The sequence below is a fragment of the Campylobacter sp. CFSAN093233 genome (assembly GCF_011068165.1).
Taxonomy (GTDB): Bacteria; Campylobacterota; Campylobacteria; order Campylobacterales; family Campylobacteraceae; genus Campylobacter_D; species Campylobacter_D jejuni.
The window spans coordinates 74,596-100,407 of the sequence record NZ_JAAMWY010000006.1; the positions used below are offsets into that span (position 1 = coordinate 74,596).

The following is a 25,812-nucleotide window of genomic DNA, read 5'->3' on the forward strand; positions in this document are numbered from 1 at the left end:
GAATAAAATGAAAGTATTATTAATCAAAGATGTAAAAGCATTTGGAAAAGCAGGAGAAATAAAAGAAGTAAAAGACGGTTACGGACAAAATTTCTTAATCGCTAAAGGCTTTGCTAAAGCAGCTACTAATGAAGTTTTAAGAAAATATGAAAGCGACAAGAAAAAAGAGGCTGAAAATTTACGCTTTGAAATCGCAAATTTAGAAAAACTCAAAGAAGAACTTAGCAAAATCACTCTTGAAATTTCAAAACCCGTAGGTGCAAATGGAAGTTTGTTTGGTGGCGTAACCAAAGATGAAATCGCTCACGCCCTAAAAGAACAAAGCCATATAGAAATCGATAAAAAAAGTTTAGAATGTGATACCTTAAAAAGCTTAGGAGTCCACGAAGTAAGCGTAAAACTTGGACACGCAATCCATGCTAAATTTAACATAAATATAAAGGCAGAATAATGTTTCACGCAACAACGATTTTAGCTTACAAAGGTAAAAATAAATCCGTAATTGGCGGAGATGGACAAGTAAGCTTTGGAAATACGGTGCTAAAAGGCAATGCTGTAAAGATTAGAAAACTCAACAATGGCAAAGTTTTAGCAGGTTTTGCAGGATCAACAGCTGATGCTTTTAATCTTTTTGATATGTTTGAAAATCTCCTTCAAAGTTCTAAAGGCGATCTTTTAAAAGCAGCAATTGACTTTTCTAAAGAATGGAGAAAAGACAAATACCTAAGAAAACTTGAAGCCATGATGCTTGTACTTGATAGAAATCACATTTTTCTACTTTCTGGTACAGGCGATGTGGTCGAACCTGAAGATGGGCAAATCGCAGCCATAGGAAGTGGTGGAAACTATGCACTTTCAGCTGCTAGAGCCTTAGCAAAACATACCGATTTAGATGAAGAAGAACTTGTAAAATCAAGTCTTCAAATCGCAGGTGAAATTTGCATTTATACCAATACCAATATCAAAACTTATGTAATCGAGGATGAGAAATGAATCTAACTCCAAAAGAAATCGTTAAATTTTTAGATGATTATGTTATAGGACAAAAAAAAGCTAAAAAAATCATAGCTATAGCTTTAAGAAATCGCTACCGCAGAATGCAACTTAGCCCTGAGTTGCAAGATGATATAGTGCCAAAAAATATCTTGATGATAGGTTCTACAGGTGTAGGAAAAACAGAAATCGCTAGGCGTTTAGCTAAAATGATGGGCTTTCCTTTCATCAAAATCGAAGCAAGTAAATATACTGAAGTAGGTTTTGTAGGTCGTGATGTAGAAAGCATGGTAAGAGATCTTGCCAATGCAGCTTTAAATTTAGTAAAAAACGAACAAAGAGAAAAAAACAAAGATAAAATCGATGAATTTATAGAAAATAAAATTTTAGAAAAACTTTTGCCACCTCTACCAAAAGGTATCAGCGATGAAAAACAAGAAGAATATAAAAACAGTCTTGAAAAAATGAGAACTAAACTAAGAAATGGCGATCTTGATGAAAGCGCCATAGAGATAGAAATTTCACAAAATATGTTTGATACCAATCCTAACCTACCTCCTGAAATGGGTGCAATGCAAGATATAGTTAAGGTTATAGGCGTTGGCAGCAAAAAAGTCAAAAAAGAAATGAAAATCAAAGACGCTAAAAATGCTTTAAAAAACGAAGCAGGAGAAAAAATCCTAGATCAAGAAAGCATCAAAAGCGAAGCCTTAAAAAGAGCGGAAAATGAAGGGATTATTTTTATTGATGAAATCGATAAAATCGCTGTTTCAAGCGGAAATTCAAACCGCCAAGATCCAAGCAAAGAAGGGGTGCAAAGAGACTTACTTCCTATAGTCGAGGGATCAAATGTACAAACAAAAATAGGTACTTTAAAAACCGATCATATTCTCTTTATCGCCGCAGGAGCTTTTCATCTTAGCAAACCAAGCGATCTTATCCCTGAATTGCAAGGACGCTTTCCTTTAAGAGTGGAATTAGATAGTCTTGATGATAAAGCTCTTTATGAAATTTTAACACGCCCTAAAAATTCACTTTTAAAACAATACTCTCAGCTTTTAAAAACTGAAAATTTAGAACTTGATTTTAATGATGAGGCAATTAAAGAAATAGCAAAAATAGCTTCAAGAGCCAATGAAGAAATGCAAGATATAGGTGCTAGACGCTTACATACTGTGATAGAAAAATTACTTGAAGATTTAAGCTTTGAAGCTGATGAGTATGCGGGTAAAAAATTCGTAGTGGATAAAAAAATGGTAGAAGAAAAACTCGGAGATATCATAGAAAATAAAGATCTTGCAAGGTATATTTTGTGAAAAGTGGCTTTGTTAGCATCATAGGGCGTACTAATGCAGGAAAAAGTACTTTAATCAATTCCTTATTAGAAGAAAAAATCGCCCTAGTTTCTCACAAACAAAATGCCACAAGGCGTAAAATCAAAGCCATAGTGATGCATGAAAAAAATCAAATCATTTTTATCGATACCCCAGGACTTCACGAAAGCGGTGCTACGCTTAATCAACTGCTTGTCCAAAGTGCTATTAAATCCATGGGAGATTGTGATGTGATTTTATTTGTGGCAAGTGTTTTTGATAGTACAAAAGACTATGAAAATTTCCTTAGTCTAAACCCACAAGTACCACATATCATCGCTTTAAATAAAGTAGATTTAACCGACAATGCTACGCTTTTAAAAAAACTTAGCGAATATGCAAAATTTAGCCAACATTTTAAGGCTATCATTCCTTATTCTTCTAAGAAAAAAAGCTATAAAAAAGGCTTGTTAGATGAGATAGTAAAATACCTTGATGAACATGAGTATTTTTATGATCCTGAATTTTTAAGTGCGAGTAGCGAAAAAGAACTTTATAGAGATTTCATACTTGAAAGTATTTATGAAAATTTAAGCGATGAGCTTCCTTATAGTAGCGAAGTGCTTATCAATCGCACCAAAGACACACCTAATCTTTTAATCCTAGAAGCCAATATCATCACAGATACAAACTCTCACAAGGGTATGCTTATAGGAAAAGAAGGGGCAACTTTAAAAAGGATAGGCAAAGATGCACGCTTTAAAATTTCAAAACTTGCACAAAAAAAAGTACTTTTAAAGCTTTTCATAACAGTGAAAAAAAACTGGCAAAAAGATGAAGAATTTTTAAAAAAACTTTTAAATGATGAAAATTAATTCATTAAATAAAATAAATTTTATAAAATCTACAGATTTGCTTTATGCTCAAAGAACAGGAATATCCAAAGAAGACGAACTTTTTAACAATTTAACCGCAGATTTTAAGCTAAGCAAACCCTTTGACTATCAAATAGCTTTTTTTAAACATAATGAAATTTATCATTGTTTTTTAGCGCCTGTTTACAAATTGAAAAAAAGTCGTTTTTGCTTTCCTGAGCCTTTAATTTTTCAAGCTTTGTTTGATGAAAGATTTATTGAGGAAAGTGATTATTGTGTTTTAAATTTATATGATCAAACTTTATATTTATATTTTTACCAAGAAGGAAAATTTATCAATCTTAAAAAAATCGAAAATTTCAATCCAGGTAATATGGATTTATTTTTTAAACAAAATCGATTTACAGAACTTTTAAAACACTATGAAAGCAAATTGCTACTTTATCAGGATTTGAATACAATCAAACATTACTTCTCATCTCAAATAAAATGTTTAAATCTAAATGATATTCTTGATAAAAATAGTTTATTGAAATTAAGTTCATATAGTATAAAAAATCTAGATCAAAATTGTAATTTTATCAAGCATAATAAAATAAAAATATCTATTTCTTTTAAAATTATATTAATATTTATTTTTAGCTTTAGTCTTAGCATGATGATTTTATTATTTAAAGATTTTATAGAGTACAAACAAAATAAGGAAATTCAAAATAAAAATTTTATCATACAAGAAGAAATTTCTAAACTAAAACAAGATAAGCAAAAATTATTAACAAACATACAAGATTTAAACTTTACTCTTTCCAATAAAATATCATCTACACAACAACAATTTCATATTTTATCCACCATAACAAAAGAAATCAATTTAGACAAAAATAAGGCAATCATTCTAAATCAAATCATATCATGGCTTAACTCCAATGACCTTAAAATCACAAATCTTGAATTTGAACAAACAAAAATCATTCTTTCTTTTATCGATGAAAACCACTTTAAAAGAGCATTAGAAAATCTAAATTCTGCTTTTAAAATTCTTGATAAAAATGAAGAAACATTTAATATCATATTAGAAGTCATACATGAATAAAATAGAAGTATTTTTGCAGAATTTAAATCCTAGGGAAAAATTTCTTTTTATTTCTTTTATCTGTCTTTGTGCTTTGTTTTTAGCTTTTAAAATTCACGATCACTTTTTGGAAGATATTTTTCAAAAAACATTAGTAGAACATAATTACCTTGCATTAAATGAAGCAAAAATAGAAAATTCACATCTTAAAGAAATAGAGACAAAGCTAACAAAACAGATAAAAATAGAGGAAGAAAAATTAAAATACTATAAAGAAAAATTGCATTTATTTTCTTATGATAAAGATTTTTTCAATAAAAAAATCAATAATTTATCCAAAAATTTAATCATTAATGAAATAAAATTTTCCCAAGAAAACAAAAATTTTATTCACTATAATTATGTTTCTCTAAGTTTAAATGGCAACTTTAAAGACTTACTCAATTTTATACAAAATTTAGAAAATCTTCCTATAGCTTTAAAAATTGATAAAATAAAACTATACAATACACAGGGTTTAAAATTAAAGCTTGATTTAATGTTTAAATTTGTTAATTTATAATAATATTAAAATATTATATTTTTAAATATTATTATAAAAAAATATTTAAAAATATTGTAATTTAATTATTTTTCTATTACTATTAGTTAAAATATTTTAAACATAAAAAAGAAAGGTATTGGGAAGTGACTAAACAAGAAATACAAAAACTCGATACAAATTTCCTAGGTCATCGCAAGCCTTTATTCTCTCTATCAATGGTAGAACTTTGGGAAAGATTTGCTTTTATGGTATTTTTGCAGGAGCTTGTATTTAGCAGCACGCTTCCTGGAGGCTGGATTACTGATAATTATTCAGGGCAAAAAAGGCTTTATTTCTAGGTTCTTTTATTATAACTTTAGGACATATTAGCATAGCCTTATCTATTTTAAGCACACCTATGTTTTTCCTAGGGCTTACTTTTATCGTTATTGGTACTGGATTTTTTAAAACTAACGCTTCTGTAACAGTTGGAATGTTATATAAACAAAATGATACAAGATGCGATACTGGCTATACGATTTTTTATATAGGAATTAACATTGGAGCATTCATTGCTCCTCTTATATGTGGTTTTGTTCAAGCAAAATGGAATTATCATTTAGGATTTGGCATAGGAGGTTTAGGTATGCTAATCTCTTTGCTTATTTTATATTTTAAAGCTACCCCTGAACTTGAAGAATTTCATAAAAATTGTACTTTAAAGCAAAACTGGGAACAACCATTTAAAAAAAGTAAAAATTTAACTCTTATACTAAGTATAAGCTTGTTAAGTATTATTGGATTTTTTCTAATTTTTATTAATCTTGCAGATATTAATCCCATAATACTATCAAAAAAACTTCTAATTGTAATTTTACTATGTTTGGTAATTTATTTCATATATTTTTTTGTTTTTAAAACCTTAAATAAAAGAGAAAAACAGCAATTAACAATTTTAATTGTTTTATTCTTTGCGGCCACTTTTTTTGGAGTACTTTTGAACAAAAACCTACCGCTTATAATCTTTTTGCGCAAGATTTTACAAATAGAAATATTTTTGATTGGAAAATTCCAACAAACTGGTTTCAATCTTTTAATCCAATTTTTATCATCATACTTGCTCCTATAGCAAGTTATATTTGGATATTTTTAGAGAAAAAAATATATATTTTTCTTCCATTGGAAAATTTACTTTAGGAATATTATTTGCCGGTATTGGTTTTATGATGATGACCTTTGCTTCACAAAATCTAATAAACAACAATGGTTTACCAATATCCATGGCTTGGATTATCATAAGTATATTCTTTTTAACACTTGGGGAACTATGCGTGTCTCCTATTGGACTCTCTATAATGGCTAAGGTTGCCCCTGATTTAATCAAAAATCAAATCATGGGACTTTGGTTTGTAGCAAGTGCATTAGGCAATGCTTTAGCTGGATTCATAGGTGGTAAAGCAAGTGAAGAAAATATAGCTTATTTGCCAAATTTATTTTACCAATGTATGTGGATATTACTTGGTGCTGTTATAATTTTACTTATACTCAAAAAACCTATCAATAAAATACTAAAAATTAATATTAAGGAGAAAATATGAGTATTTACAAACAAAGAGTATTAGAACTTAGAAGATTAATGAAAGAAAATAATATTGACGCCTATCTCATCTTAAGTGCGGATCCGCATTTGAGCGAATATTTACCAGAATATTACAAAAACAGAGTCTTTATCAGTGGCTTTAAGGGTTCTGTTGGAACAGTTCTTATCACGCAAGAAGAGGGCTTTTTGTGGGTAGATGGAAGATATTGGCTTCAAGCACAAAAGGAATTAGAAGGTAGTGGCATACTTTTACAAAAGCAAGATGCTAAAAATACTTTTACCAAATGGTTGGAAAAAAATTTAAGCGAAGATCAAATTTTAGGCATCGATTTTGCACTTTTACCTTTATCTTTACAAAAAGATTTACAGATTAATTGCAAGGCAAATTTAAAACATATAGATTTGATAAGTCCACTTTGGAAAGATCGTCCCACTTTACCACAAGAAAAAATTTATGAACACGAACTAGAATACTGCTCTTACTCAAGAAAAGAAAAATTAGCATTAGTGCGTCAAAAAATGAAAAATTTAAATGCTACTTCTCATTTAATCTCCAGCCTTGATGATATAGCTTGGCTTACAAATTTAAGGGGGAATGATGTAAATTACAATCCTGTATTTTTAAGTCATTTACTAATCTTGGAAGACAAAGTTTTGCTTTTTGTTGATCAGAAAAAAGTAAATTCAGAACTTGAAAAAAAATTAAATTTAGATGGGTTTTGGCTTAAAAATTATGATGAAATCATCATGGAGCTTGAAAAACTTGCAAATACAAATTTGCTTATTGAACCTTCAAAAATGACCGCTTTACTCATGAATTCTTTAGACAAAAGCGTAAAAATCATTCAAGAAATTAATCCAAGCACTCATTTAAAAGCAGCTAAAAATACAAAAGAAATAGCGCATATACAAGATGCTATGATAGAAGATGGAGTGGCTTTATGTAAATTTTTTGCTTGGCTTGAAGAAGCGATAGAAAATAAAGAATTAATAAGCGAATTGGACATAGATACTAAAGCGAGCGAATTTAGAGCGCAAAGCAAGTACTACATAAGTGATAGCTTTGCCACTATAGCAGGCTTTAACAAAAACGCAGCATATCCACATTATAAAGCCACAAAAGACAGTTTTGCTTATCTTAAAAAAGATGGGCTTTTACTTATTGATTCTGGTGGACAATATAAAAACGGCACAACAGATATTACACGCGTTGTGCCTATAGGAAAGGCTAATGCAGAACAAATTCATGACTATACCTTGGTTTTAAAAGCACATATTGCCATTTCTAGTGCAATTTTTCCAAAAGATGTAGCTATGCCCTTACTTGATGCAATCGCACGCGTACCTTTATGGAAAGAACAAATTGACTATATGCACGGCACAGGACATGGCGTGGGATATTTTTTAAATGTCCATGAAGGTCCACAAGTTTTATCTTATCTATCCCCTATGCTTGAAAAAACAAAAGCCAAAGAAGGTATGCTAACTTCCATAGAGCCAGGTATTTATAAAGTAGGCAAATGGGGTATAAGACTTGAAAATTTAGTTATTCATACCAAAGTAGAAAATCCTAAAAATAAAGATTTTGGAGAATTTTTATACTTTAAACCTGTTACTCTTTGTCCTTTTGAAATATCTTGTATTGATACAAAAATGTTAGATGAAAAAGAAAAAGAGTGGTTAAACAATTACCACAAAGAAGTATTTGAAAAACTTTCTCCTAAGCTAGGTGATTTTCCAAAAGCTCTAGTTTGGCTTGAAAAAAGAACAAAAGCCATCTTTTAAGATACTTTTGTTAACATAGATAAATTTTCCTTGTATTAAACTTATAATTTGTTTAATACAAGGTTTTTAAACCAATTGCTAAAAAAGTTTTTTTTGAAAAACTCAATTTACAACTAAAAATTATTTAAAATATCCAAGTTCAATCATTTTTTGATAAATTTTAGCTACAGTTGCCCCTGAAGTAATATTTCTCCCACCATGCTCCAAAAGAACGGTAACTACATATTTTGGCTTAGAATAAGGAGCATAAGAAGTAAGCCACGCATGAGATCTAGTATAATACTCAAATTGTTTTTCATCGACCCTATTTTTATCTGTCTGTGAAAATCCCACAACCTGAGCAGTTCCTGTTTTTGCTGCAACTTTCACATCAAGATTATGCAAATAACGATAAGAGGTTCCTCCTTGCTCATTAGCAACAGCATACATTGCATCTCTTATATAAGGCAATTGACTCTTTTCAAATAAAGTAAAAATTTCTTTTTTATTTTCATCCATTTGATTTTCTATAGTTGTATTATTATTTTCTATGCTTTTTAAAAAATGAGGTATAACCTCTCCACCTTTTGCGATTTGAGCCGTATATCTAGCAATTTGCATAGGTGTTGCAAGAAAATTACCTTGACCTATAGCTGTATTTAAAGTATCACCTTGAAACCAAGATTGTCTATATCTTTGCATCTTCCATTCTTTGCTTGGTAAAGTTCCTACAAATTCACTAGGTAAATCTACCCCTGTTTTCGCTCCAAAGCCAATGCGAGATAAAGTTTCACTTATTTGATCGATTCCAACTTGCAAACTGCCATTATAAAAATAAACATCACAACTATATTTTATCGCATGTTTTAAATCCACAGGTCCATGGCCTGATCGATTCCAACATCTAAAAAACCTGCCTCCAAGCTCAATGCTTCCATTGCAAACATAATGAGTCGACGGGCTAATATTTTTAGAATTTAAAAAAGAAAGCCCTACTCCCATTTTTACAACAGAACCTGGAGGATAATATCCATTTATAAGTTTATTTGTAAAAGGATGATCAAGACTATTTGAAAGCTCATCCCAATCCTTAAAAGAAATCCCTGTTACAAAAGGATTAAGATCATATTCAGGGAAACTCCCTGCAGCTAAAATAGATCCATCATTTACATTCATAATTATAGCAGCTCCAGCATTCCCTTCAAACAATGAAGTTAAATAAGACTGAAGCTCTATATCTATCGTAAGTTCTATATCATTAGACATAGCAGGAGTGTAAGAAAGCTGTTCTACTTCTTGATTTAAGGCATTAACCTTATAAACCCTAGTTCCTTTTTCTCCTTGTAAAATATCATTATAATAGCGTTCTATACCGCTTTTTCCCGTATAGTTAGAAAGTTTTGCTATTTCATTTTCTTGAACATCTTGCAAATTTGCCTTACCTACATACCCAATAATATGCGAAGCCAATTTTCCAAAAGGATATTTTCTTTTTACAACAGGATCTATTTTTATTGTTTTATTAAGATTTAACTCTGAATAATGCGGAATAATCTCATCGTAGGGTATAAAATCTACAACTTTAATAAAATCTTGATTATAGTAAGAATCATTTCTCTTATAAATTTCTGCTAATTTACTAGCATTTAAATCGGGAAATAAATTTGTAAGTTCAGATAATTCTTTATCTAAAATTCCTTTATTTGACTTTTTAATACTTAAATAAGGTTTAATAGAAATACTAAAACCCAAATCATTAATAGCCAATAAAGTTCCATTTCTATCTGTAATTTGACCCCTAACAGGTGCTAAAAATTCAGTTTTTATGGCATTTTGTTTGGCAAGTTCTTCATAATATACATTTGATTTTATACTCAAATAATACACACGACTTAATAAAAATATAAAAAACAATAGTATAAATCCAACAACTAAACGCATTCTCATTTAAATTTTACCTTTAAAAAACACATAAGTTAAACAACATTCTATAAAAACTGAAACAATATACGCCCATCCTAAAATTTTAATTTTTTCATCTCCAATATAAGACAATATCATATCCAAAAACAAAATAATGCCGTAAGCACAAAGCACAAAAACAACAGGGATAAATTTACCAATTTTTAAATTTGTCTTAATCCAATCTGCACAAAGATAATAAAAAATAAAAAATGCCAACCAAGATGAAAAAATAAAAAAATTATAAGTTATATCAGTAAAAAATAAAAAAAATAAAGAAAAATACCATCTAAAATCAAGCTTTGAAAAAGTTCTCTCTCTCTCTTCTAATAAGCAAAACATATAACAGAAAAAAATCCCATAAAGTAACGGGGTATATACAAAAGTCGAACCAAGAATCTGATAAATTAGAAAAAAAAATCCTAAAAAGACATAAGCTCCATTAAATTTTGCTTTATAAGCACTTAAATTTCTTCTCATTTATCAAGACCTAAAGTTTGATTGATAATAATATCTTCTAAAGAATCAAGGCCAAATTTATTCAAATTTGAAACTAAAATAGAGTCTTTAAATTCATTTTTTAACTTAGCTTTTTCACTTTGATTTAATTTATCGCATTTGGTAAAAACTTTTAAAATTTTTTGATCAGGTCGTAAAAATCTTTTCAAATAGTCATTTAAATTTACATCGATCTCTAAATGAGTATGTCTTGAGTCGATTAAATGTATAAATAACTTTATCGAGGTTCTTAATTTTAAAAATTCATCTAAGTTTTGATTCCATATTTCTTTTAAATTTTTAGAAACCTTTGCATAACCAAACCCTGGTAAATCGATAAAATTGATATTAAATTTTTCTTCATTTCTTTTGCAAGCTACTTCGAAAAAATTTATAAGCTGAGTTTTTCCAGGAGTTGCCGAACTTTTGGCTAAATTTTTTTGTTTACACAAAGAATTGATTAAAGAACTTTTTCCGACATTGGAACGCCCCAAAAATGCTACTTCACTAAAATTTGAGCTCAAATTCTCATCAAATTTCACTAAAGAAGTGATAAATTTAGCACTAATTATCATTTGTCTTTAAGGTCAAATACAAAACGAGCAGGTTTTTGATCCTTGCTCTCTACTCGATAAATATTAGCTTTTCTATCGACCATTATTTTATCACCAAAAAGTTTTTGATTGCTTCCAAGCTCATTTATATAAGCATGACCATTAATCTCGTAAGTATCTTTAATAACATTATAAATAAATTTATCTCCACTACCTTTATAAGTTTTACCTTTTAAAACAATCTTAAAGCTAGCATTTTGCATTGCTTCATAACGAATAGGTTTGCGATTTTTATCCGTATAAATAATCAATTTTTCAGAATTTAAAATATCATCACCCCTAATTACTTCTACATTTCCACTAAGAATACTTTCACCCTTATTTTCATCTGAGTAAAAATTTAAAGCTTTTACTTCAATTTGAGTTGCCCAAGTTACACTTACACAAGCCAACAATAAAATTATTTGTCTTGCAACCACGCACTTACTCCTTGGATATTTAAAATTTTGTTTTTTATATCATAGTTTAAAGTATTTCCGTTAATAATACTTCCATTGATCAGAGCTTTAAAATTAGTATTTGTGTGTAAAATTTTATCCTTAGGTTGGTATTCTACCTCTTGAGAAATAATTTTGACATTATTAGAACCTATATAAGTAACATTTCCTTCAAACAAAACCTTGCTCATATCTTTATTGAAAAACTCTAAACGATTCGCACTAAGATTAAAATCTAAATTTAAAGTAATAAAGTCATTAAATTCATCTCTATCTGCATATCTCACCCAAGAATTTGCCTTATAATATGCCTTAATTGTACTAGCATTACTCTCATAAGCTTTCAAATTTTTAGCCTCAATATTTTTAAAATTTAAAGCATTAGTTTGCAAATTCAAAGAATACGGATCTTGCAAACTTAAAATCGTAAAAGTAATTGTAAAAAGAGCAATTAAAATTCCAAAAATTTTTATAGCCAAAGCTTATTCCATTCTTCTTTTAGATGATTTTTTTCTACTAAAATTTCTATCATTTGTGCTACAGCAGCCTTACCACCTTGTTTGCTAAGCACTATGTCTACATTTAAATCTTTATGACCATCTTTTGGCTTAAAACTAAGTCCTACACTTTCAAGTAAAGCCTTATCGTTAAAATAATCCCCAATAGCCGCACACTGAGAAAAATCTAAATTAAGTTTTTGTAAAATTTCTTTTGCACAAGCTAACTTATCCTTGATGCCTTGATATAAAATTTCTATTTTTAAATCTTTAGCTCTTTTTTCAACACAAGGACAATTTCTACCTGTAATAATAGCAATTTTTTTACCAAGCTTTAGCCAAGCCTCAATAGCCGCTCCATCTTTTACATCAAATTCTTTAATAAATTCTCCATTAGAAGTATAAATAATTTTTCCATCAGTTAAACAGCCATCTACATCCAAAAAAATCAATTCTGTCATAATTTCTATTCTCTTACAACAAATGCGCCTGCAAATGCACCACTTGCAGCAAAATCCCTTGCTTCATCTTCACTTCTAAAGCCTGTTAAGAAAACGCGATTTAACCCATCCACTGAACTTGTGCGTATAGTAGAGCTATAAGTTCTATAAGTTTTATATCTTGCTGCTATCGTTTGTGCTCCAGCTGGGTTTTTAAAGGCTCCAATTTGAACCATGAAATTTCCACCTTCATAAATTTGTCCATTATTTGCAATCTCTCCACTATTTCCATAGTTTACATTAGAATGTACAATATTATTACCCGAATTACTTGATCCAAACCCTATAACCTCAAGCCTTACTGGAGCTGTTCCTGAAGCAATCATATCAATTTGACTAGCAGCTCCTTTTGATAAATCTATAATACGATTATTTACAAAAGGACCTCTATCATTCACACGAACGGTAACTTGACGATTGTTATTTAGATTGGTTACTTTTAAGATGGTATTCATAGGTAAAGTTTTATGAGCCGCGGTTAAAGCATTTTGATTATAGGTTTCGCCATTAGAGGTTTTCTTGCCGTGAAAGCCTGGCCCATACCAACTCGCAATACCATCAGCAGTTTCGCCTACTGCTACGACAGTAGGATAATAAGTTTTACCGTTGATAGTATAAGGCTTCATCGTTCCTTTAGCCCCTGAAGAACTAGGACTGCTTTTAAAATCATTTGAAGGATAATACACTTGAGCATTATCCAAGCTAGAAAAAAAACTAGTGCCTAAACAACCACTAAAAAATAAAGCCCCTAGACTAACGGCTGACAACTTTAGTGTAATTGTTTTTATTTGCATTTTTATTCTCCTTGATTGGTATAATTAATTTTTGATTAATGCTAAGATGATTTTTTGCTATTTTATTGAATTCTCGAATTTCATCAACACTTATATTATAATTTTTTGCTATTTTATATAAAGAGTCACCAGACTTAACGGTATAAGTTCTTGTCATAGGTATAGTTGTATCAACCTTTGCAAGTTTTTCTGCTTTAAAATTTTTATCAAAAAATGCTACTTTATTAAGTGGTATATACATATAATACCCTTTACCAGGAGGCGTAAAATTATGTTTAAATTGTGGATTATATTTCTTAAAAGTTGCAAGATCCATATTTAAATTTTTAGCTATTTCTTTTAAAGATGCAGAAGAAGGCACATCAACTTTTGCAAATTCATTGCTTAAAGCATAATTCATTAAAGACGCATCTTTATCTAGTAAAAAATCCCTATCATTAGCTAAAAAAGCAAGCGTTAAAATCTTTCTTATAAAATTTCTAGTTTCTAAAGAAAGATATTTCTTATCAGGGTTCAATAAAACACTTAAATCATCACTTCCTGCTTGCTTGATAGCTTGTCTTAGCTTGCCATTTCCGCAATTATAAGCTAAAAGTGCCAAATACCATTTGCCAAATTCTTCTTTTAACTCTTTTAAATAATTTGTAGCGGCATAAGTTGACTTGACTGGATCACGCCTTTCATCAACATAAGCATCGATTCTTAAACCCAAATTTCTAGCTGTTGGTTGCATAAATTGCCAAACCCCTACAGCCTTGGCATTAGAAACGCTATGAGTTTTCAAGCCTGATTCAACCATAGCTAGATACAAAATCTCATCAGGAACTTCCTGCTGGGCTAAAATTTTTCTTATCATAGGAGTAACTTTTGAAAAATTTTGCATACTATCTATTAAAGTTTGAGCATGTTTTGATTTTATATCTTGTTGAGTTTGCACAAAAATCAAATCACTAATAAAACTTGGATTAATATCTAAATTTCTTAAAACATTCATTTGTCTTTCATAAAATTCAGGAGTATTAATTTGTGCAAAAAGAAAATTAAAACATATTAAAAAACACAATAAATTTTTTTTCATTAATAACCTTTAAAAAATAATTTTTCAGAATTGTTAAAACAAATTTCTAGAAGTTCTTTTCTTGATAAATTCAATACTTCACACATTTTGTTTGCTACCAATTGAGTTAACAAAGGTTCATTTCTTTTACCGCGATAAGGCTCTGGAGTAAGATATGGAGCATCAGTTTCAAGTAGTAGTCTATCTTTTGGAATTTTAGGTAAAATTTCAACTAATTTCTTAGCATTTTTAAAAGTTAAAACTCCCCCAATACCAAAATAAAATCCATCTTCAAAAAGAGTTAGCAAATGTTCGCTTGCATTAAAGCAGTGTAAAACTCCTCCTACAAGATCCTTAGAATACCCATGTAAAATCTCATAAGTATCATGATTTGCTTCTCTTGAGTGAATGATAACAGGTTTTTTAAATTCAATAGCAAGTTCAAGCTGTGCGATAAAAATCTTTTTTTGATTTTCTTTTTCTTTTTGAATTTCTTCAGCAAGATCACTTTTAAAACGGAAATAATCAAGCCCACATTCACCTACAGCTACACACTTTTCATCGCATAAATACTGCCTTAAAATTTTCTCATCATAATTATCAATTTCATAAGGATGCACCCCTGCTGCAAAAAAAATATTTTTATATTTATGAGCAATTGTAGCTGCATAAGGCAAGTCTTTTATATCAGCACCAGGTATGATGATTTTCTCTATACCATTTTTAAAAGCACGATTTAAAGTTTCATCTAAATCATCTTTAAATGCTTCACTGTCTAGATGGCAATGCGTATCAACAATCCTTAAACCATCTTGAAAATCAAGATTTAAGAACATACTTCAACTCTATCCTTGCCGTTATCTTTTGCTTGAGACAATATTTTACTTGCTTTATCAACCAAAGAATCAATCTTATCTCCACTTTTTCCAAAAACCACGCCTATAGAAGCTGTAAAAAAGACTTCATCTAAATTAACTAAAACACCAGCTTTTTTTATATTTACTCGTATACGAGAAAAGATTTTAATCGCTCTTTCTTGGGATATATTTTTAAGTAAAATACAAATTTTTTCTGCACTATATCTACCTACAAGATCTCTTCCTTTAGTTTCATTAACTATTTCATTGGCGCAGATTTTAATTACTTCATCGCCAACTTCACGGCCGTATTCATCGTTAATCATTTGAAGATTATCTATATCTAAGAAAGCAAAAGCAAATTCCTCGTCTTTTGTTGCTATTTCGTTAAAATAATCATCTATTCCATCGATTAAAGCATTATAATTTTTAACCCCAGATACAAGATCTAAAACATTATAAGTGCTTAAAAATTTTTTATCATCCATGTAAGATAAACAACGATCTAAGCGACAATTAAAACTTTCTTTGCTTAAAGGCTTAAACAAATACTCATTAACTCCATTTTTAAAAGAATTCGCTTCAAATGAATCATTATGATCCCCCAAAAGAATCACACCTAATTCATCATCACTAAAACGTTCTCTTACTTGAGTCAAAAGCTCAAAACCGCTAATTACTGGCATATTGACATCTGCTATAATAAGCTTAACATCATTATTATCATTTAAATAACTCATTGCTTCTTCACCATGAGCCGCAGCTAAAACATTAAATTGTCTTTGAGTAAGTATTTTTTTAATTTCATTACGTTCAGGTAGCTTGCTCATAGCTACAATCACTTTAGTTTTTGCATATTGATTAAGTTTTACAATAGAACTAATAATCTCATCAATGCAAGTTTCACTTTCTTTAAAAATATAATCTAATATATCTTTATCCATAAATTTTTCTTTAGTAGCCTTATCACCACTAGCCGTAAGAACAATAGCAGGAATTTTCTTTTCTATAACATAATCCACAACTTCACCATTTGGGGCATCTGGCAAGCATAAATCCACAAAAGCTAAAAAATAATCATTATTCATTAACTCCTTAGCTTCAGCAAAACCAAAAGCAATATCTACCTCATAATCTAAAGTCATTTGAATTTTTTTAGCCAAAAGTTTGCCGAGCATTTTATTGTCATCAATAATTAAAATTTTCTTATTCATAGTGTGTAAAATACCTTTATATCTAAAATTTTTTATTATATTTGTTTCAAAAGAAAGGAAATTTTTATAGTTATATATTTTAACATAGCAAAATAAAAAATCCGCTTAATTCTTAAATAAAGTCTTAGCAAATTCGATCGCTTCATCACTAACAAGCTCTCCACTTACCATCCTAGCAAGTTCTTTAATTCTTTCTTCTTGATCAAGCTTTTTTACCTTACTTTCTTCACCATTTTTTTCAACTAAAAAATGATTATGTGCCTTAGAGGAAAGTTGAGGCAAATGAGAAATAGCAAAAATTTGATAAAACTTAGAAAGTTCCTCTAAAACCTTAGCTATACTCATAGCCTCTTTTCCGCTTAAATTTGCATCAATTTCATCTAAAAATAATATCCCTTTGCCTGCATTTAAAATATTACATTCTGTAGCTATAAAAGCAAGTCTTAAGCGATTTAATTCACCCGAACTTAAATTTTTTAAATTAGCTAAATTAATATCTAGCATTATCTCATCTTTGCCTAAAATTGAAATTTTTTCATTTTCTTTAAGCGTCAAACTTGCATCTTTCATATAAAGATCTTTAAGATAATTATTTAAACATTTTTCTAATTTTTTAAGGTTTTTCTTTCTTGTTTGAGTTAAAATTTGTGCTTTTTCTTCTAATTTTTGTTTTAATTCTTGAAATTTTTTTTCAAGTTCTTTTTTTTCAAAACTTAAATTTTCATAATGCTCTAGCTCATATTTTTTTTGTTTTAAAACTTCTAAAGCATTTTCTATGCTTTCATAACGCTTGATAAGATAGGATAAATTTTCAATGCGATCTAAAAGCGCCTCCACATCAAAATCCAAATCTTCCATTTTTTGATTTTCGCAAATCACACGCAATTCATTTAAACATTCACTAAAAAAACTCGCATCAACTTCGCTTAAATTTAAAGCTTCAATAACAACTTTTTCAAGCTCAAAAATACGCTCTGCCTTACTCCAAGCTTCTTCTAATTTATCTTTTTTAGAAAGCTTTTTTTTAAGTATTAAAAGCTCTTCATACTCACCTATTTTAGGATTAATGCTTGAAATTTTTTCAATTTGTGCTCTAGCTAGTTCTTTTAATTCTTCTACTTTTTTTTCTTCTTCTAAAATTGCATTAAGCTCATTAGAAATTTGACTATAAGCATTAAAATCTTTTTTAAAATCTTCTAAAAAGGAAACAAAATTTGTATTTTCTTGCATCTCCAAGGCATCTAAGAGATTTAAAAATTTTTCATTTCCAAATTCGTTATTTTCCTTTGCGCTTAAATACTTAATAAAAGTTTTACTTAAATTTTGCAAACTTTTTTTCGCTATGCTTTGATTGTTAATAAAATATTTTGTGTTTTTTTCTTTTAAGAGCTTAAAAACATTCTCCTCTTCACTTTCTATACCAAAACTTTCTAAATCCAACTTATCATCTACTTCTATTTCGACAATTTTAGCCTCACTTTCACTCAAAGAAAATGCGGATAAAATTCCTTTAAACAAGACCGATTTTCCAGCTCCACTTAGGCCTGTAAAAACGGTAAGCCCTTTAGAAATTTCAAGCTCAGCCTTTTTAAAACCAAGATTTTCTTTCATAAAAATTCTATTTATCATCAATTTCCCCAGTGTAATTTTTCTTTTAAAATTTGAAAATAATCCCTATTTTTTGGGTGAATTAAAGCCACATTTTTATCACTTAAACCCACTTTTATACTTTTAAAATCATTCATTTTATAATTTTCTTGCCCATCAATGCAAAGCATGCAATCCTTTGCCATAATCTCTATTTCAAAACCTTTTGGCAAGACAATAGGGCGTTGTGTTAAAGAATGAGAACAAACAGGAGTTAAGATAAAAGCTTGAGCTAAAGTATAAACTATGGGTCCATTTGCACTTAAATTATAAGCTGTTGAACCCGCAGGAGTTGCAACAATAAGCCCATCTCCAAAATATTCATTAAATTTCTTTTCTTTTCTAAAAACTTCTATATGAGCCATAGAAGCTTGATTGTTTTTACTGATAACCACATCATTAAAAGCCAATTTTTCTAAAATTTTTCCTTGCCTATCTTCTAAAAAAATACTTAACAAATAAGGCTTTTCTATTCTAAATTCTCCTTGAAAAAAAGCTTGAAAAAAATTTTCAGCTTCATCAACTTTAAAATCTGTTAAAAAACCTAAATGTCCAGCATGAATTCCTAAAACTGCTTTATCATATTCACAAGCTTTACGGCATAAAGAAATCAAAGTTCCATCTCCACCTAAAGAAATAACAAAATCGGATATTTTAAACAAATCATCCAATCCATACTTTGGCAAATCTAAAATTTCAGAACTTTCTTTAAGCAATACAAGTTCAACTTTATATATAGATAAAATCGATTGAAGTTTTAAAATTTCCTTATCTAAACTCACATTGGGTCGCGTAACAAGTCCAATTTTTTTAATATTTTTATAATCTATTTTATTTTGCATAAAAAATTATATCAAATCTTAGCAAAGCAAAAGAATAAAAATACTATAATTTTGCTCATTATCTTAAAAAATCTTTTTCAAGGAATAAATTTGCGAAGTCATTATAATACAGACTTGGGAATTTCCCATGTTGGTCAAAGCGTTAAACTTTGCGGTTGGGTAAATAGCTACCGCGATCATGGTGGAGTTATTTTTATAGATTTAAGAGATAGAAGCGGTATTATCCAACTTGTTTGCGATCCAAATGATAGTAAAGAAGCTCATGAAATCGCTTCCAATGCAAGAAATGAATTTGTACTTATTACAGAAGGTACTATTCGTCCGCGTGGCGAAGGACTTGTAAATCCTAAGTTAAAAACAGGAGAAATCGAAGTAGTTGTTTCTAAACTTACCATAGAAAATGAAAGTGCCGTACCTCCTTTTGCTATCGCTGATGAAAGTGTAAATGAAGAATTACGCTTAAAATATCGCTTTTTAGATTTAAGAAATCCTAAACTTTATGAAAATTTTGCCTTGCGTTCTAAAGCTTGTATAGCAGCTAGAAATTCTTTGGCAAATATGGGATTTTTAGAAGTTGAAACCCCTATTCTTACCAAAGCTACTCCCGAAGGCGCAAGAGATTATCTCGTGCCTTCTCGTGTGCATCAGGGTGAATTTTATGCTCTTCCACAAAGCCCTCAGCTTTTCAAACAACTTTTAATGTGTAGCGGTTTTGATCGTTATTTTCAAATTGCAAAATGTTTTAGAGATGAAGATTTAAGAGCTGATCGCCAACCTGAATTCACACAAATTGATGTTGAAATGAGCTTTTGCGAACAAAAAGATGTGATCAAGGTAGCTGAAACTTTTTTAAAAGATATTTTCAAAGCTTGCGGCAAAGAAATTCAAACCCCTTTTAGACAAATGCAATACAAAGACGCTATGGAAAATTATGGCTCTGATAAGCCGGATTTAAGATTTGATCTTAAATTTATTGATGTGATTGATATTTTCACTAAGTCAAATAATGAAATTTTTGCAAATATTGCCAAAGATACAAAGAAAAATCGCATCAAAGCCATACGCGTTCCAAAAGGCGATACTATTTTTTCAAAAAGACAAATGCAAAGATTTGAAGAATTTGTGCGTAAATTTGGCGCCCAAGGCTTAGCTTTCATACAAGTTAAAAAAGATGGGCTTAAAGGTCCACTTTGTAAATTCTTTAGCGAAGAAGATTTAAATGAGCTAAGCAAACGCTGTGAGCTTGAAGTAGGAGATGTGGTATTTTTCGGTGCAGGAGCTAAAAAAACCGTGCTTGATTATATGGGAAGATTTAGAATTTTCTTAGCCAACGAGTTAAAACTTATAGATCCAAATGCCTTGGAATTCTTATGGGTTGTTGATTTTCCTATGTTTGAGCAAAATGATGACGGAAGTTATTCTGCGATGCACCATCCTTTTACCATGCCAAAAAATATTGATGAGACTGATTTAGAAGAAATTTCATCTATTGCTTATGATGTAGTGTTAAATGGCGTTGAGCTAGGTGGAGGTAGTATAAGAATCCATAAAAATGATATTCAACAAAAAGTATTTAAACTTTTAAATATCGATGAAGAACAACAAAAAGAAAAATTTGGCTTCTTGCTTGATGCTTTAAGTTTTGGTGCTCCACCACATGGAGGTATCGCTATAGGACTTGATAGACTCATCATGCTAGTTACAGGAGCAAACAACATAAGAGAGGTTATAGCCTTTCCAAAAACCCAAAGAGCGCAATGCTTAATGACAGATGCACCATCGCCTGCTAGCAATGAAGCAATGAGAGAATTAGGAATCAAATTAAGGGAGAATATAAAATGAAAGAATTGTTTTTAATCATAGGTGCACCAGGTAGTGGAAAAACTACCGATGCTAGTTTAATCGCACAAGCAGATGCGACAAATATTACACACTATTCAACAGGAGATCTTTTAAGAGCTGAAGTAGCAAGTGGGAGTGAGCTTGGAAAAACTATAGATAGTTTTATCTCCAAAGGCAATCTTGTTCCTTTAGATGTTGTTATAAATACTATAGTTTGTGCTCTAAAAGCTGCTCCAACTAAAACTATCATCATTGATGGCTATCCAAGAAGCGTAGAGCAAATGATGGAATTTGATAAGGTTTTAAGTGAGCAAAATGAAATTTGTCTTAAAGGCGTCATAGAAGTAAGAGTAAGCGAAGAAGTTGCCAAAGAAAGAGTTTTAGGCAGAAATCGTGGCGCAGATGATAATGAAGAAGTGTTTTACAATAGAATGAAAGTTTATACAGAACCTTTAAATGAAATTTTAGATTTTTATCAAAAGAAAAAACTTCATTTTATTATCGATGGAGAGCGCGCTATCGAACCTATCGTTGCAGACATGAAAGAACTGATTAAAAAAATTCAAAGTATATAAGGAGAAAAAATGAATTTAAACAAAATCAAAATCGGAGATATTCCAAATAAAATCAATGCCGTAATTGAAATTCCATATGGCTCAAATATAAAATACGAAATCGATAAAGATAGCGGTGCTATCATGGTAGATCGCGTTATGGCTAGCGCGATGTTTTACCCAGCAAACTATGGTTTTATTGCTAATACTTTGGCTGATGATGGTGATCCTGTAGATATTTTAGTGCTTAATGAATATCCTATCCAAGCTGGAGCTGTGATTCCTTGCCGCTTAATCGGTGTTTTAATCATGGAAGATGAAAGTGGAATGGACGAAAAACTTCTTGCAGTTCCAAATTCAAAAATAGATGCGAGATATGATAATATAAAAACTTATACAGACTTACCACAGGCAACTTTGAATAAAATCAAAAACTTCTTTGAAACTTATAAAATTTTAGAACCAAATAAATGGGTTAAAGTGCAAGACTTCAAAGATGAAAAAGCCGCAATTGAAATTTTAGAAAAAGCAATCAAAAACTATAAATAATCTTAGCCCTTTGAAAGGGCTAAGATTAAGGAAAACTCGCAATGAAAAATATCATTTTAGGTGGTGGTTGTTTTTGGTGTATTGAAGCCGTATTTGAACGTCTAAAAGGTGTAATCAATACTGAAGTTGGATATAGCGGAGGAAAACCAAATCCTAGCTATGAAAGCGTGTGTAATGGTGATGGTAACATAGAAGTTGTCAAAATAAATTACGATGAAAAACAAATCTCTCTTCTTGAAATCCTAATACTCTTTTTTAAAATTCATGATCCAACAAGTATAGATAAACAAGGTGAAGATATTGGCATACAATATCGCTCAATAATATTTTACGAAAATGAAGAAGATAAAATTTTAGCTCAAAATTTCATTGAAGAACAGCAAAAAATATTTAGTAAAAAAATAGTTACTAAAATTTCAAGATTGCAAACTTACTATAAAGCTGAAAACTATCATCAACATTATTTTATAAATAATCCCGATCAAGGATATTGTCAAGCTGTAATAGCTCCAAAACTGCAAAAAATACAATCAGACTAATTTCATCTTTTTAAGGTTAAAAAAAATTCAACTTTATTCACAGCCTTTTCACGCTGTGATTTTCTTTTCAAAGTACTTAAAAATAGAACTTTAAGCTTTAAAATAAAGAAAAAATTATTTATTGTTTTTTAAGTTTTTTTATGAATTTGTATTTAAATGTGAATAATTTTATTAATTAACATAATTTCCTAAGTTTAGCTATGAAAAATCCATCATAGTCTAAGCTTGGTAAAATCCGTCTGCATTTTGAAATTTCAGCAAATTGTTCACTTTGCCCTACTTTAGCCTCAACATTTTCCAAATCAATATCTAAAAGCTCTAATTTAAACTCACTTTTTAAAGCATTCTCTATCACTTCTTCATTTTCTTCTTTGGTAAAGGTGCAAGTACTATATACAAGCTCTCCACCTATTTTTAATGCCTTTAAAGCAGAATGTAGAAGTTTTTTTTGAGTTTTTGCAATATTTTTGATTTCTTTATAACTTTTTTCCAAATCAAAACCTATTTTAGCAAAAGTCGAACAAGGTGCATCAAGTAAGATTTTATCAAATTTTAAAGGACATAAATTGCCTATATTTTTACCATCTTTCATAAAAACTTTAGCATTCACGCCGTAATTTTTAAGACTTTTTTGCAAAATAAAAAATCTATCCCTACTTATCTCATTACAAGCTAAATAACCTGTATTTTGCATAAAATTTGCAAGATTGATACTTTTACCACCCGGAGCTGCACACATATCAAGAACCCTTTGCCCTGCTTTGACTTCTAAATTTAAAGCACACAAATAAGAAGAATAATTTTGTATATAAAAGTGCGCCTCATTAAAAGCTTTCATAGAACTTAAGATAGCCTTATCTTTGGCATCAAACAAATAACAATAAGCATTGATCTTTTTAAATTTTAATTTTTGTTTTAAAAATTCTTTTTCTAATTCTTCAATGCTAATTTTTAAAGTATTTGCAAATACACAAACATTTTTTTCTTGAGTAAAAGAAGATAAAATATTTTGCATTTCATCTTTGGTATAAAGTTTTTCTATTCTAGAGAGCAAAATAATCCTTTATCATGATAAAAGCGGATAAAGAGTCTAATTTACCATCTTTTTTGCGTGTATTGGCTATGCCGTATTCTAAAGCTTCTTTGCTTGTTCCGCTTTCATCTACAAAGCAAATTTCTTTATCAAATTCAAGCAAAGAAACAAAATGCTTAATGCGTCTTGTCATTTCTTCTTCACTTGATCCACCCTTAGGAATGCCTACAATGAGTAAAGAAATTTCATGTATTTTAAGTAAATTTTTGATTTCATTAGCGGCTTGATTGCGATTTTTTCTTAAAACTGCATCTAAAGGCAAAGCGATCTTTTTATCTATGCAAAGCGCTACACCTATGCGTTTTAAACCTATATCTAAAGCCAAAGCTCTCATGCTAAAACCCTTATAAAAAGCCCTTCTATGGAAATTTTTCCCTCAAGTTCATATTCATAAACTTTTTGTCCATAAATTTTTAAAGCCTCATCAACACTCACACCTTTTTTACAAAACTCTAAAAATTCATCTTGATTTATATCTATACTTGCAAACTCACTTACAAATTCTTTAAAATCACAAATTAACTTTGCTTTATTTTCCTTTAAAAGAAAATTAGTTCCTGTGCTTTCTTCTAGTCTTTGCGGTAAAACATATAAAGGCTTATTGAGTTCTAAAGCAAGTTTTGCACTTTGCATAGAACCACTTTTTATATCTGCTTGTGCAACTACAACGGCCTTACTTAAAGCAATAACCAAACGATTTCTTAGTAAAAAGTCATAATTTTTTGGCAAATAATCATCTTCGTATTCGCTTAAAGCCAAAGCATTTTCATAAATTTGTTTAATGATTTTTTCATTAGTTCTTGGATAAATTTGATCTAAACCATTGGCAAAAATACCTATAATATTTGGCATAGCTGCCATACTTGCGGTGATATCCACACCCAAAGCACCGCCACTTACCACACAAAGATGAGCATTTTTAAGCATACTCGCTAAAGAAAAAACACGATTTTTCGTATAAACACTCATACGCCTTGAACCTATAATAGCGATTTTATCTTGTTTTAATAAAGATAAATTTCCTTTATAGTGTAATTTTTTAGGAGGCTTTTTTAAATCTTTAAAAAGTTCTAAAAACTCATCAGGCAAAATTTCACTTGCCATAAATTTCACTCAAATACACAAGATCAACGCCTTTTAACAAATCCTTACTTTGCTCTAAAGCTTTAAAAGTATTTTTCCTAGGATGTCCTATGGCTATAACAAAACCTTTTTTTTGTGCAAGTTTTACTGCACTTTCGAGTTGTTTTTTAACATAATTAACATCATCTTCATTATCCAAAAACACATCTCTTTGTATATAAGGCATACTGAGTTCTTTAGCGATTTTATTTGCCTTAGAATTTCCTATAGTTTTAGAATCTACAAAAAATATATTTTGATTTTTTAAAACCTCATAAAGCTTTCTCATAGCTTCTTCATTGCTTGTAAATAAACTTCCTGTGTGATTATTGATATATCTTAAATCCTTAAAATCTTTTTTAATTTGCTTAATTTTTTTAAAAATTCTTTCTTTGCTATCATTTGGATTTAAAGTATCAAGCTCAGGTTTATTGTAATTAATCGCTGCTAAAGGTAAATGCACCATATAAAAATCAAATTTTAAAGCAAGTTTTGGCGTTTCGCTATGGTTTTTATCTGGCGGAAAAAAAGAAGGATTTAACTTTAAATTTAAAGCTTTTAAACCTCTAACCTGACTTGCATTTGCCATATCATCGATAATAATAGCAAGTTTTGGTTTTTTAGAAATTTTATTTAAATGAATATCTTCATTAAAAGTTAAATTTTGATCTTGGGTTAAATTTGTATCTTTTAGAATAAAATTTTGTTCTAAACTCTGATTTTGCTCTAAACTTAAATTCTGCTCCACACTGCTTAAATTTTGCTCATTTAAACTTGTATTTAAATCATCAATTTCTTGAATTTTTTGCTCTAAAATACTTACAGATTTATTATTATCAAACTCATTCTCTTGAAAAATACCAATTTCATAATGATCTTTATTTAATGAAATTAAATCTTCTTGCTTATCAATAAAATAATCCGGCTTAACAGAAGAAACATCTTGGGAATTTTGATATTTTACTAAAATTCCCAAAGCTAAAGCTATGCAAAGTAAAAAAAGTATAGCTATGATTAAATAACGCTGAATTTGAACTAATTTTTTCTTTGACAA

At 29.7% G+C, this 25,812-nt stretch carries 28 protein-coding genes and 1 pseudogene; 13 read left to right on the plus strand and 16 right to left on the minus strand.

Translation table 11 applies throughout. From position 1 onward, the window contains the following. Positions 1–7 precede the first annotated feature (7 nt). The 9 genes and pseudogenes from rplI to FBF15_RS04880 all read left to right on the plus strand — a co-directional run bounded on the left by rplI (position 8) and on the right by FBF15_RS04880 (position 8,161). The gene (gene rplI, locus FBF15_RS04845; RefSeq protein WP_038816880.1) at positions 8–451 is read left to right on the plus strand and encodes a 50S ribosomal protein L9; all 444 of its coding nucleotides are present in this window, start codon (positions 8–10) and stop codon (positions 449–451) included. After that, positions 451–993 carry an ATP-dependent protease subunit HslV gene (gene hslV, locus FBF15_RS04850; RefSeq protein ID WP_002781630.1) on the plus strand — a complete coding sequence of 181 codons (543 nt, stop codon included), beginning with the start codon at positions 451–453 and terminating at the stop codon, positions 991–993. The genes rplI and hslV overlap by 1 nt, the downstream gene beginning before the upstream one ends. Then, positions 990–2,309, plus strand: a complete 1,320-nt coding sequence (hslU, locus tag FBF15_RS04855; protein WP_002860001.1) for an ATP-dependent protease ATPase subunit HslU — start codon at positions 990–992, stop codon at positions 2,307–2,309. Before hslV ends, hslU begins: the two co-directional genes overlap by 4 nt. Beyond that, a complete protein-coding gene (gene era / locus FBF15_RS04860) occupies positions 2,306–3,181 on the plus strand; it encodes a GTPase Era (protein ID WP_002873340.1) in 876 nt (291 codons plus the stop codon). The genes hslU and era overlap by 4 nt, the downstream gene beginning before the upstream one ends. Continuing rightward, complete coding sequence (locus FBF15_RS04865; protein ID WP_010891874.1) at positions 3,168–4,274, plus strand: membrane protein; 1,107 nt, start codon at positions 3,168–3,170, stop codon at positions 4,272–4,274. The genes era and FBF15_RS04865 overlap by 14 nt, the downstream gene beginning before the upstream one ends. Continuing rightward, entirely contained in the window at positions 4,267–4,815 is a 549-nt protein-coding gene (locus tag FBF15_RS04870; RefSeq protein ID WP_002873342.1) for a hypothetical protein, read from the plus strand. Before FBF15_RS04865 ends, FBF15_RS04870 begins: the two co-directional genes overlap by 8 nt. A 125-nt stretch (positions 4,816–4,940) precedes the next feature. Beyond that, positions 4,941–5,135: a hypothetical protein gene (locus tag FBF15_RS09435; protein ID WP_019109091.1), complete on the plus strand. Its 195-nt coding sequence runs from the start codon at positions 4,941–4,943 to the stop codon at positions 5,133–5,135. 32 nt (positions 5,136–5,167) lie between these two features. Further along, a pseudogene (locus FBF15_RS09675) lies at positions 5,168–6,374 on the plus strand (peptide MFS transporter). After that, on the plus strand, positions 6,371–8,161 hold the full coding sequence (locus FBF15_RS04880; protein WP_038817006.1) for an aminopeptidase P family protein: 1,791 nt from the start codon (positions 6,371–6,373) through the stop codon (positions 8,159–8,161). Before FBF15_RS09675 ends, FBF15_RS04880 begins: the two are co-directional and overlap by 4 nt. 120 nt (positions 8,162–8,281) lie before the next feature. Here FBF15_RS04880 and mrdA read toward each other — a convergent pair whose 3' ends face one another. From mrdA to FBF15_RS04940, 12 genes are all read right to left on the minus strand, one after another. Continuing rightward, positions 8,282–10,087: a penicillin-binding protein 2 gene (gene mrdA / locus FBF15_RS04885; protein ID WP_052773629.1), complete on the minus strand. Its 1,806-nt coding sequence runs from the start codon at positions 10,085–10,087 to the stop codon at positions 8,282–8,284. Beyond that, positions 10,088–10,582, minus strand: a complete 495-nt coding sequence (locus FBF15_RS04890) for a membrane protein (protein ID WP_038817040.1) — start codon at positions 10,580–10,582, stop codon at positions 10,088–10,090. After that, positions 10,579–11,175, minus strand: a complete 597-nt coding sequence (gene yihA / locus FBF15_RS04895) for a ribosome biogenesis GTP-binding protein YihA/YsxC (protein ID WP_002859990.1) — start codon at positions 11,173–11,175, stop codon at positions 10,579–10,581. Before yihA ends, FBF15_RS04890 begins: the two co-directional genes overlap by 4 nt. Beyond that, entirely contained in the window at positions 11,172–11,633 is a 462-nt protein-coding gene (locus FBF15_RS04900) for an LptA/OstA family protein (RefSeq protein WP_165434588.1), read from the minus strand. The genes yihA and FBF15_RS04900 overlap by 4 nt, the downstream gene beginning before the upstream one ends. Beyond that, positions 11,615–12,130 (minus strand): hypothetical protein, encoded by a 516-nt coding sequence (locus FBF15_RS04905; RefSeq protein ID WP_002898565.1) that lies wholly within the window; start codon positions 12,128–12,130, stop codon positions 11,615–11,617. Before FBF15_RS04905 ends, FBF15_RS04900 begins: the two co-directional genes overlap by 19 nt. After that, entirely contained in the window at positions 12,121–12,609 is a 489-nt protein-coding gene (locus tag FBF15_RS04910) for an HAD-IIIA family hydrolase (protein ID WP_038817039.1), read from the minus strand. Before FBF15_RS04910 ends, FBF15_RS04905 begins: the two co-directional genes overlap by 10 nt. Positions 12,610–12,614: 5 nt before the next feature. Next, positions 12,615–13,442 carry a septal ring lytic transglycosylase RlpA family protein gene (locus FBF15_RS04915; protein WP_032582492.1) on the minus strand — a complete coding sequence of 276 codons (828 nt, stop codon included), beginning with the start codon at positions 13,440–13,442 and terminating at the stop codon, positions 12,615–12,617. After that, on the minus strand, positions 13,402–14,520 hold the full coding sequence (locus FBF15_RS04920; RefSeq protein WP_002855040.1) for a lytic transglycosylase domain-containing protein: 1,119 nt from the start codon (positions 14,518–14,520) through the stop codon (positions 13,402–13,404). Before FBF15_RS04920 ends, FBF15_RS04915 begins: the two co-directional genes overlap by 41 nt. Beyond that, on the minus strand, positions 14,520–15,335 hold the full coding sequence (locus tag FBF15_RS04925; protein WP_002872377.1) for a TatD family hydrolase: 816 nt from the start codon (positions 15,333–15,335) through the stop codon (positions 14,520–14,522). The genes FBF15_RS04920 and FBF15_RS04925 overlap by 1 nt, the downstream gene beginning before the upstream one ends. Then, complete coding sequence (gene cbrR / locus FBF15_RS04930) at positions 15,326–16,570, minus strand: bile resistance response regulator CbrR (RefSeq protein WP_002870095.1); 1,245 nt, start codon at positions 16,568–16,570, stop codon at positions 15,326–15,328. The genes FBF15_RS04925 and cbrR overlap by 10 nt, the downstream gene beginning before the upstream one ends. 105 nt (positions 16,571–16,675) lie before the next feature. After that, a complete protein-coding gene (locus FBF15_RS04935) occupies positions 16,676–18,199 on the minus strand; it encodes an AAA family ATPase (RefSeq protein ID WP_038814104.1) in 1,524 nt (507 codons plus the stop codon). Beyond that, positions 18,199–19,059 carry an NAD(+) kinase gene (locus FBF15_RS04940; protein WP_002858573.1) on the minus strand — a complete coding sequence of 287 codons (861 nt, stop codon included), beginning with the start codon at positions 19,057–19,059 and terminating at the stop codon, positions 18,199–18,201. Before FBF15_RS04940 ends, FBF15_RS04935 begins: the two co-directional genes overlap by 1 nt. A gap of 90 nt (positions 19,060–19,149) precedes the next feature. On the opposite strand from FBF15_RS04940, the gene aspS reads away from it, so the two are divergent. Genes aspS through msrA form a run of 4 tightly spaced genes read left to right on the plus strand, consistent with a single transcriptional unit; the run spans position 19,150 to position 22,543 of the window. After that, the gene (gene aspS, locus FBF15_RS04945; RefSeq protein ID WP_002890710.1) at positions 19,150–20,901 is read left to right on the plus strand and encodes an aspartate--tRNA ligase; all 1,752 of its coding nucleotides are present in this window, start codon (positions 19,150–19,152) and stop codon (positions 20,899–20,901) included. Then, complete coding sequence (locus FBF15_RS04950; protein WP_002859580.1) at positions 20,898–21,476, plus strand: adenylate kinase; 579 nt, start codon at positions 20,898–20,900, stop codon at positions 21,474–21,476. Before aspS ends, FBF15_RS04950 begins: the two co-directional genes overlap by 4 nt. A 9-nt stretch (positions 21,477–21,485) precedes the next feature. Then, positions 21,486–22,004 (plus strand): inorganic diphosphatase, encoded by a 519-nt coding sequence (gene ppa, locus FBF15_RS04955; RefSeq protein WP_002867724.1) that lies wholly within the window; start codon positions 21,486–21,488, stop codon positions 22,002–22,004. Positions 22,005–22,045: 41 nt separating this feature from the next. Next, a complete protein-coding gene (gene msrA, locus FBF15_RS04960; protein ID WP_002852283.1) occupies positions 22,046–22,543 on the plus strand; it encodes a peptide-methionine (S)-S-oxide reductase MsrA in 498 nt (165 codons plus the stop codon). 175 nt (positions 22,544–22,718) lie between these two features. Here the strand turns inward: msrA and FBF15_RS04965 are convergent, their stop codons facing one another. Genes FBF15_RS04965 through FBF15_RS04980 form a run of 4 tightly spaced genes read right to left on the minus strand, consistent with a single transcriptional unit; the run spans position 22,719 to position 25,812 of the window. Further along, the gene (locus FBF15_RS04965; protein ID WP_079460160.1) at positions 22,719–23,558 is read right to left on the minus strand and encodes an RsmB/NOP family class I SAM-dependent RNA methyltransferase; all 840 of its coding nucleotides are present in this window, start codon (positions 23,556–23,558) and stop codon (positions 22,719–22,721) included. Between the two features lie 28 nt (positions 23,559–23,586). Next, complete coding sequence (ruvX, locus tag FBF15_RS04970) at positions 23,587–23,970, minus strand: Holliday junction resolvase RuvX (RefSeq protein ID WP_002918422.1); 384 nt, start codon at positions 23,968–23,970, stop codon at positions 23,587–23,589. Continuing rightward, on the minus strand, positions 23,967–24,740 hold the full coding sequence (locus tag FBF15_RS04975; RefSeq protein WP_165434589.1) for a DNA-processing protein DprA: 774 nt from the start codon (positions 24,738–24,740) through the stop codon (positions 23,967–23,969). The genes ruvX and FBF15_RS04975 overlap by 4 nt, the downstream gene beginning before the upstream one ends. After that, positions 24,730–25,812, minus strand: a complete 1,083-nt coding sequence (locus tag FBF15_RS04980; RefSeq protein WP_002852295.1) for a divergent polysaccharide deacetylase family protein — start codon at positions 25,810–25,812, stop codon at positions 24,730–24,732. The genes FBF15_RS04975 and FBF15_RS04980 overlap by 11 nt, the downstream gene beginning before the upstream one ends.

What these genes read in the sequence shown, in the direction of transcription:
- rplI (WP_038816880.1), top strand. Translation starts at nt 8, where the DNA reads ATGAAAGTATTATTAATCAAAGATGTAAAAGCATTTGGAAAAGCAGGA.
- hslV (WP_002781630.1), top strand. Translation starts at nt 451, where the DNA reads ATGTTTCACGCAACAACGATTTTAGCTTACAAAGGTAAAAATAAATCC.
- hslU (WP_002860001.1), top strand. Translation starts at nt 990, where the DNA reads ATGAATCTAACTCCAAAAGAAATCGTTAAATTTTTAGATGATTATGTT.
- FBF15_RS04865 (WP_010891874.1), top strand. Translation starts at nt 3,168, where the DNA reads ATGATGAAAATTAATTCATTAAATAAAATAAATTTTATAAAATCTACA.
- FBF15_RS04870 (WP_002873342.1), top strand. Translation starts at nt 4,267, where the DNA reads ATGAATAAAATAGAAGTATTTTTGCAGAATTTAAATCCTAGGGAAAAA.
- FBF15_RS04880 (WP_038817006.1), top strand. Translation starts at nt 6,371, where the DNA reads ATGAGTATTTACAAACAAAGAGTATTAGAACTTAGAAGATTAATGAAA.
- mrdA (WP_052773629.1), bottom strand. Translation starts at nt 10,087, where the DNA reads ATGAGAATGCGTTTAGTTGTTGGATTTATACTATTGTTTTTTATATTT.
- FBF15_RS04890 (WP_038817040.1), bottom strand. Translation starts at nt 10,582, where the DNA reads ATGAGAAGAAATTTAAGTGCTTATAAAGCAAAATTTAATGGAGCTTAT.
- yihA (WP_002859990.1), bottom strand. Translation starts at nt 11,175, where the DNA reads ATGATAATTAGTGCTAAATTTATCACTTCTTTAGTGAAATTTGATGAG.
- FBF15_RS04910 (WP_038817039.1), bottom strand. Translation starts at nt 12,609, where the DNA reads ATGACAGAATTGATTTTTTTGGATGTAGATGGCTGTTTAACTGATGGA.
- FBF15_RS04915 (WP_032582492.1), bottom strand. Translation starts at nt 13,442, where the DNA reads ATGCAAATAAAAACAATTACACTAAAGTTGTCAGCCGTTAGTCTAGGG.
- FBF15_RS04920 (WP_002855040.1), bottom strand. Translation starts at nt 14,520, where the DNA reads ATGAAAAAAAATTTATTGTGTTTTTTAATATGTTTTAATTTTCTTTTT.
- FBF15_RS04925 (WP_002872377.1), bottom strand. Translation starts at nt 15,335, where the DNA reads ATGTTCTTAAATCTTGATTTTCAAGATGGTTTAAGGATTGTTGATACG.
- cbrR (WP_002870095.1), bottom strand. Translation starts at nt 16,570, where the DNA reads ATGAATAAGAAAATTTTAATTATTGATGACAATAAAATGCTCGGCAAA.
- FBF15_RS04935 (WP_038814104.1), bottom strand. Translation starts at nt 18,199, where the DNA reads ATGATAAATAGAATTTTTATGAAAGAAAATCTTGGTTTTAAAAAGGCT.
- FBF15_RS04940 (WP_002858573.1), bottom strand. Translation starts at nt 19,059, where the DNA reads ATGCAAAATAAAATAGATTATAAAAATATTAAAAAAATTGGACTTGTT.
- FBF15_RS04950 (WP_002859580.1), top strand. Translation starts at nt 20,898, where the DNA reads ATGAAAGAATTGTTTTTAATCATAGGTGCACCAGGTAGTGGAAAAACT.
- ppa (WP_002867724.1), top strand. Translation starts at nt 21,486, where the DNA reads ATGAATTTAAACAAAATCAAAATCGGAGATATTCCAAATAAAATCAAT.
- msrA (WP_002852283.1), top strand. Translation starts at nt 22,046, where the DNA reads ATGAAAAATATCATTTTAGGTGGTGGTTGTTTTTGGTGTATTGAAGCC.
- FBF15_RS04965 (WP_079460160.1), bottom strand. Translation starts at nt 23,558, where the DNA reads ATGCAAAATATTTTATCTTCTTTTACTCAAGAAAAAAATGTTTGTGTA.
- ruvX (WP_002918422.1), bottom strand. Translation starts at nt 23,970, where the DNA reads ATGAGAGCTTTGGCTTTAGATATAGGTTTAAAACGCATAGGTGTAGCG.
- FBF15_RS04975 (WP_165434589.1), bottom strand. Translation starts at nt 24,740, where the DNA reads ATGGCAAGTGAAATTTTGCCTGATGAGTTTTTAGAACTTTTTAAAGAT.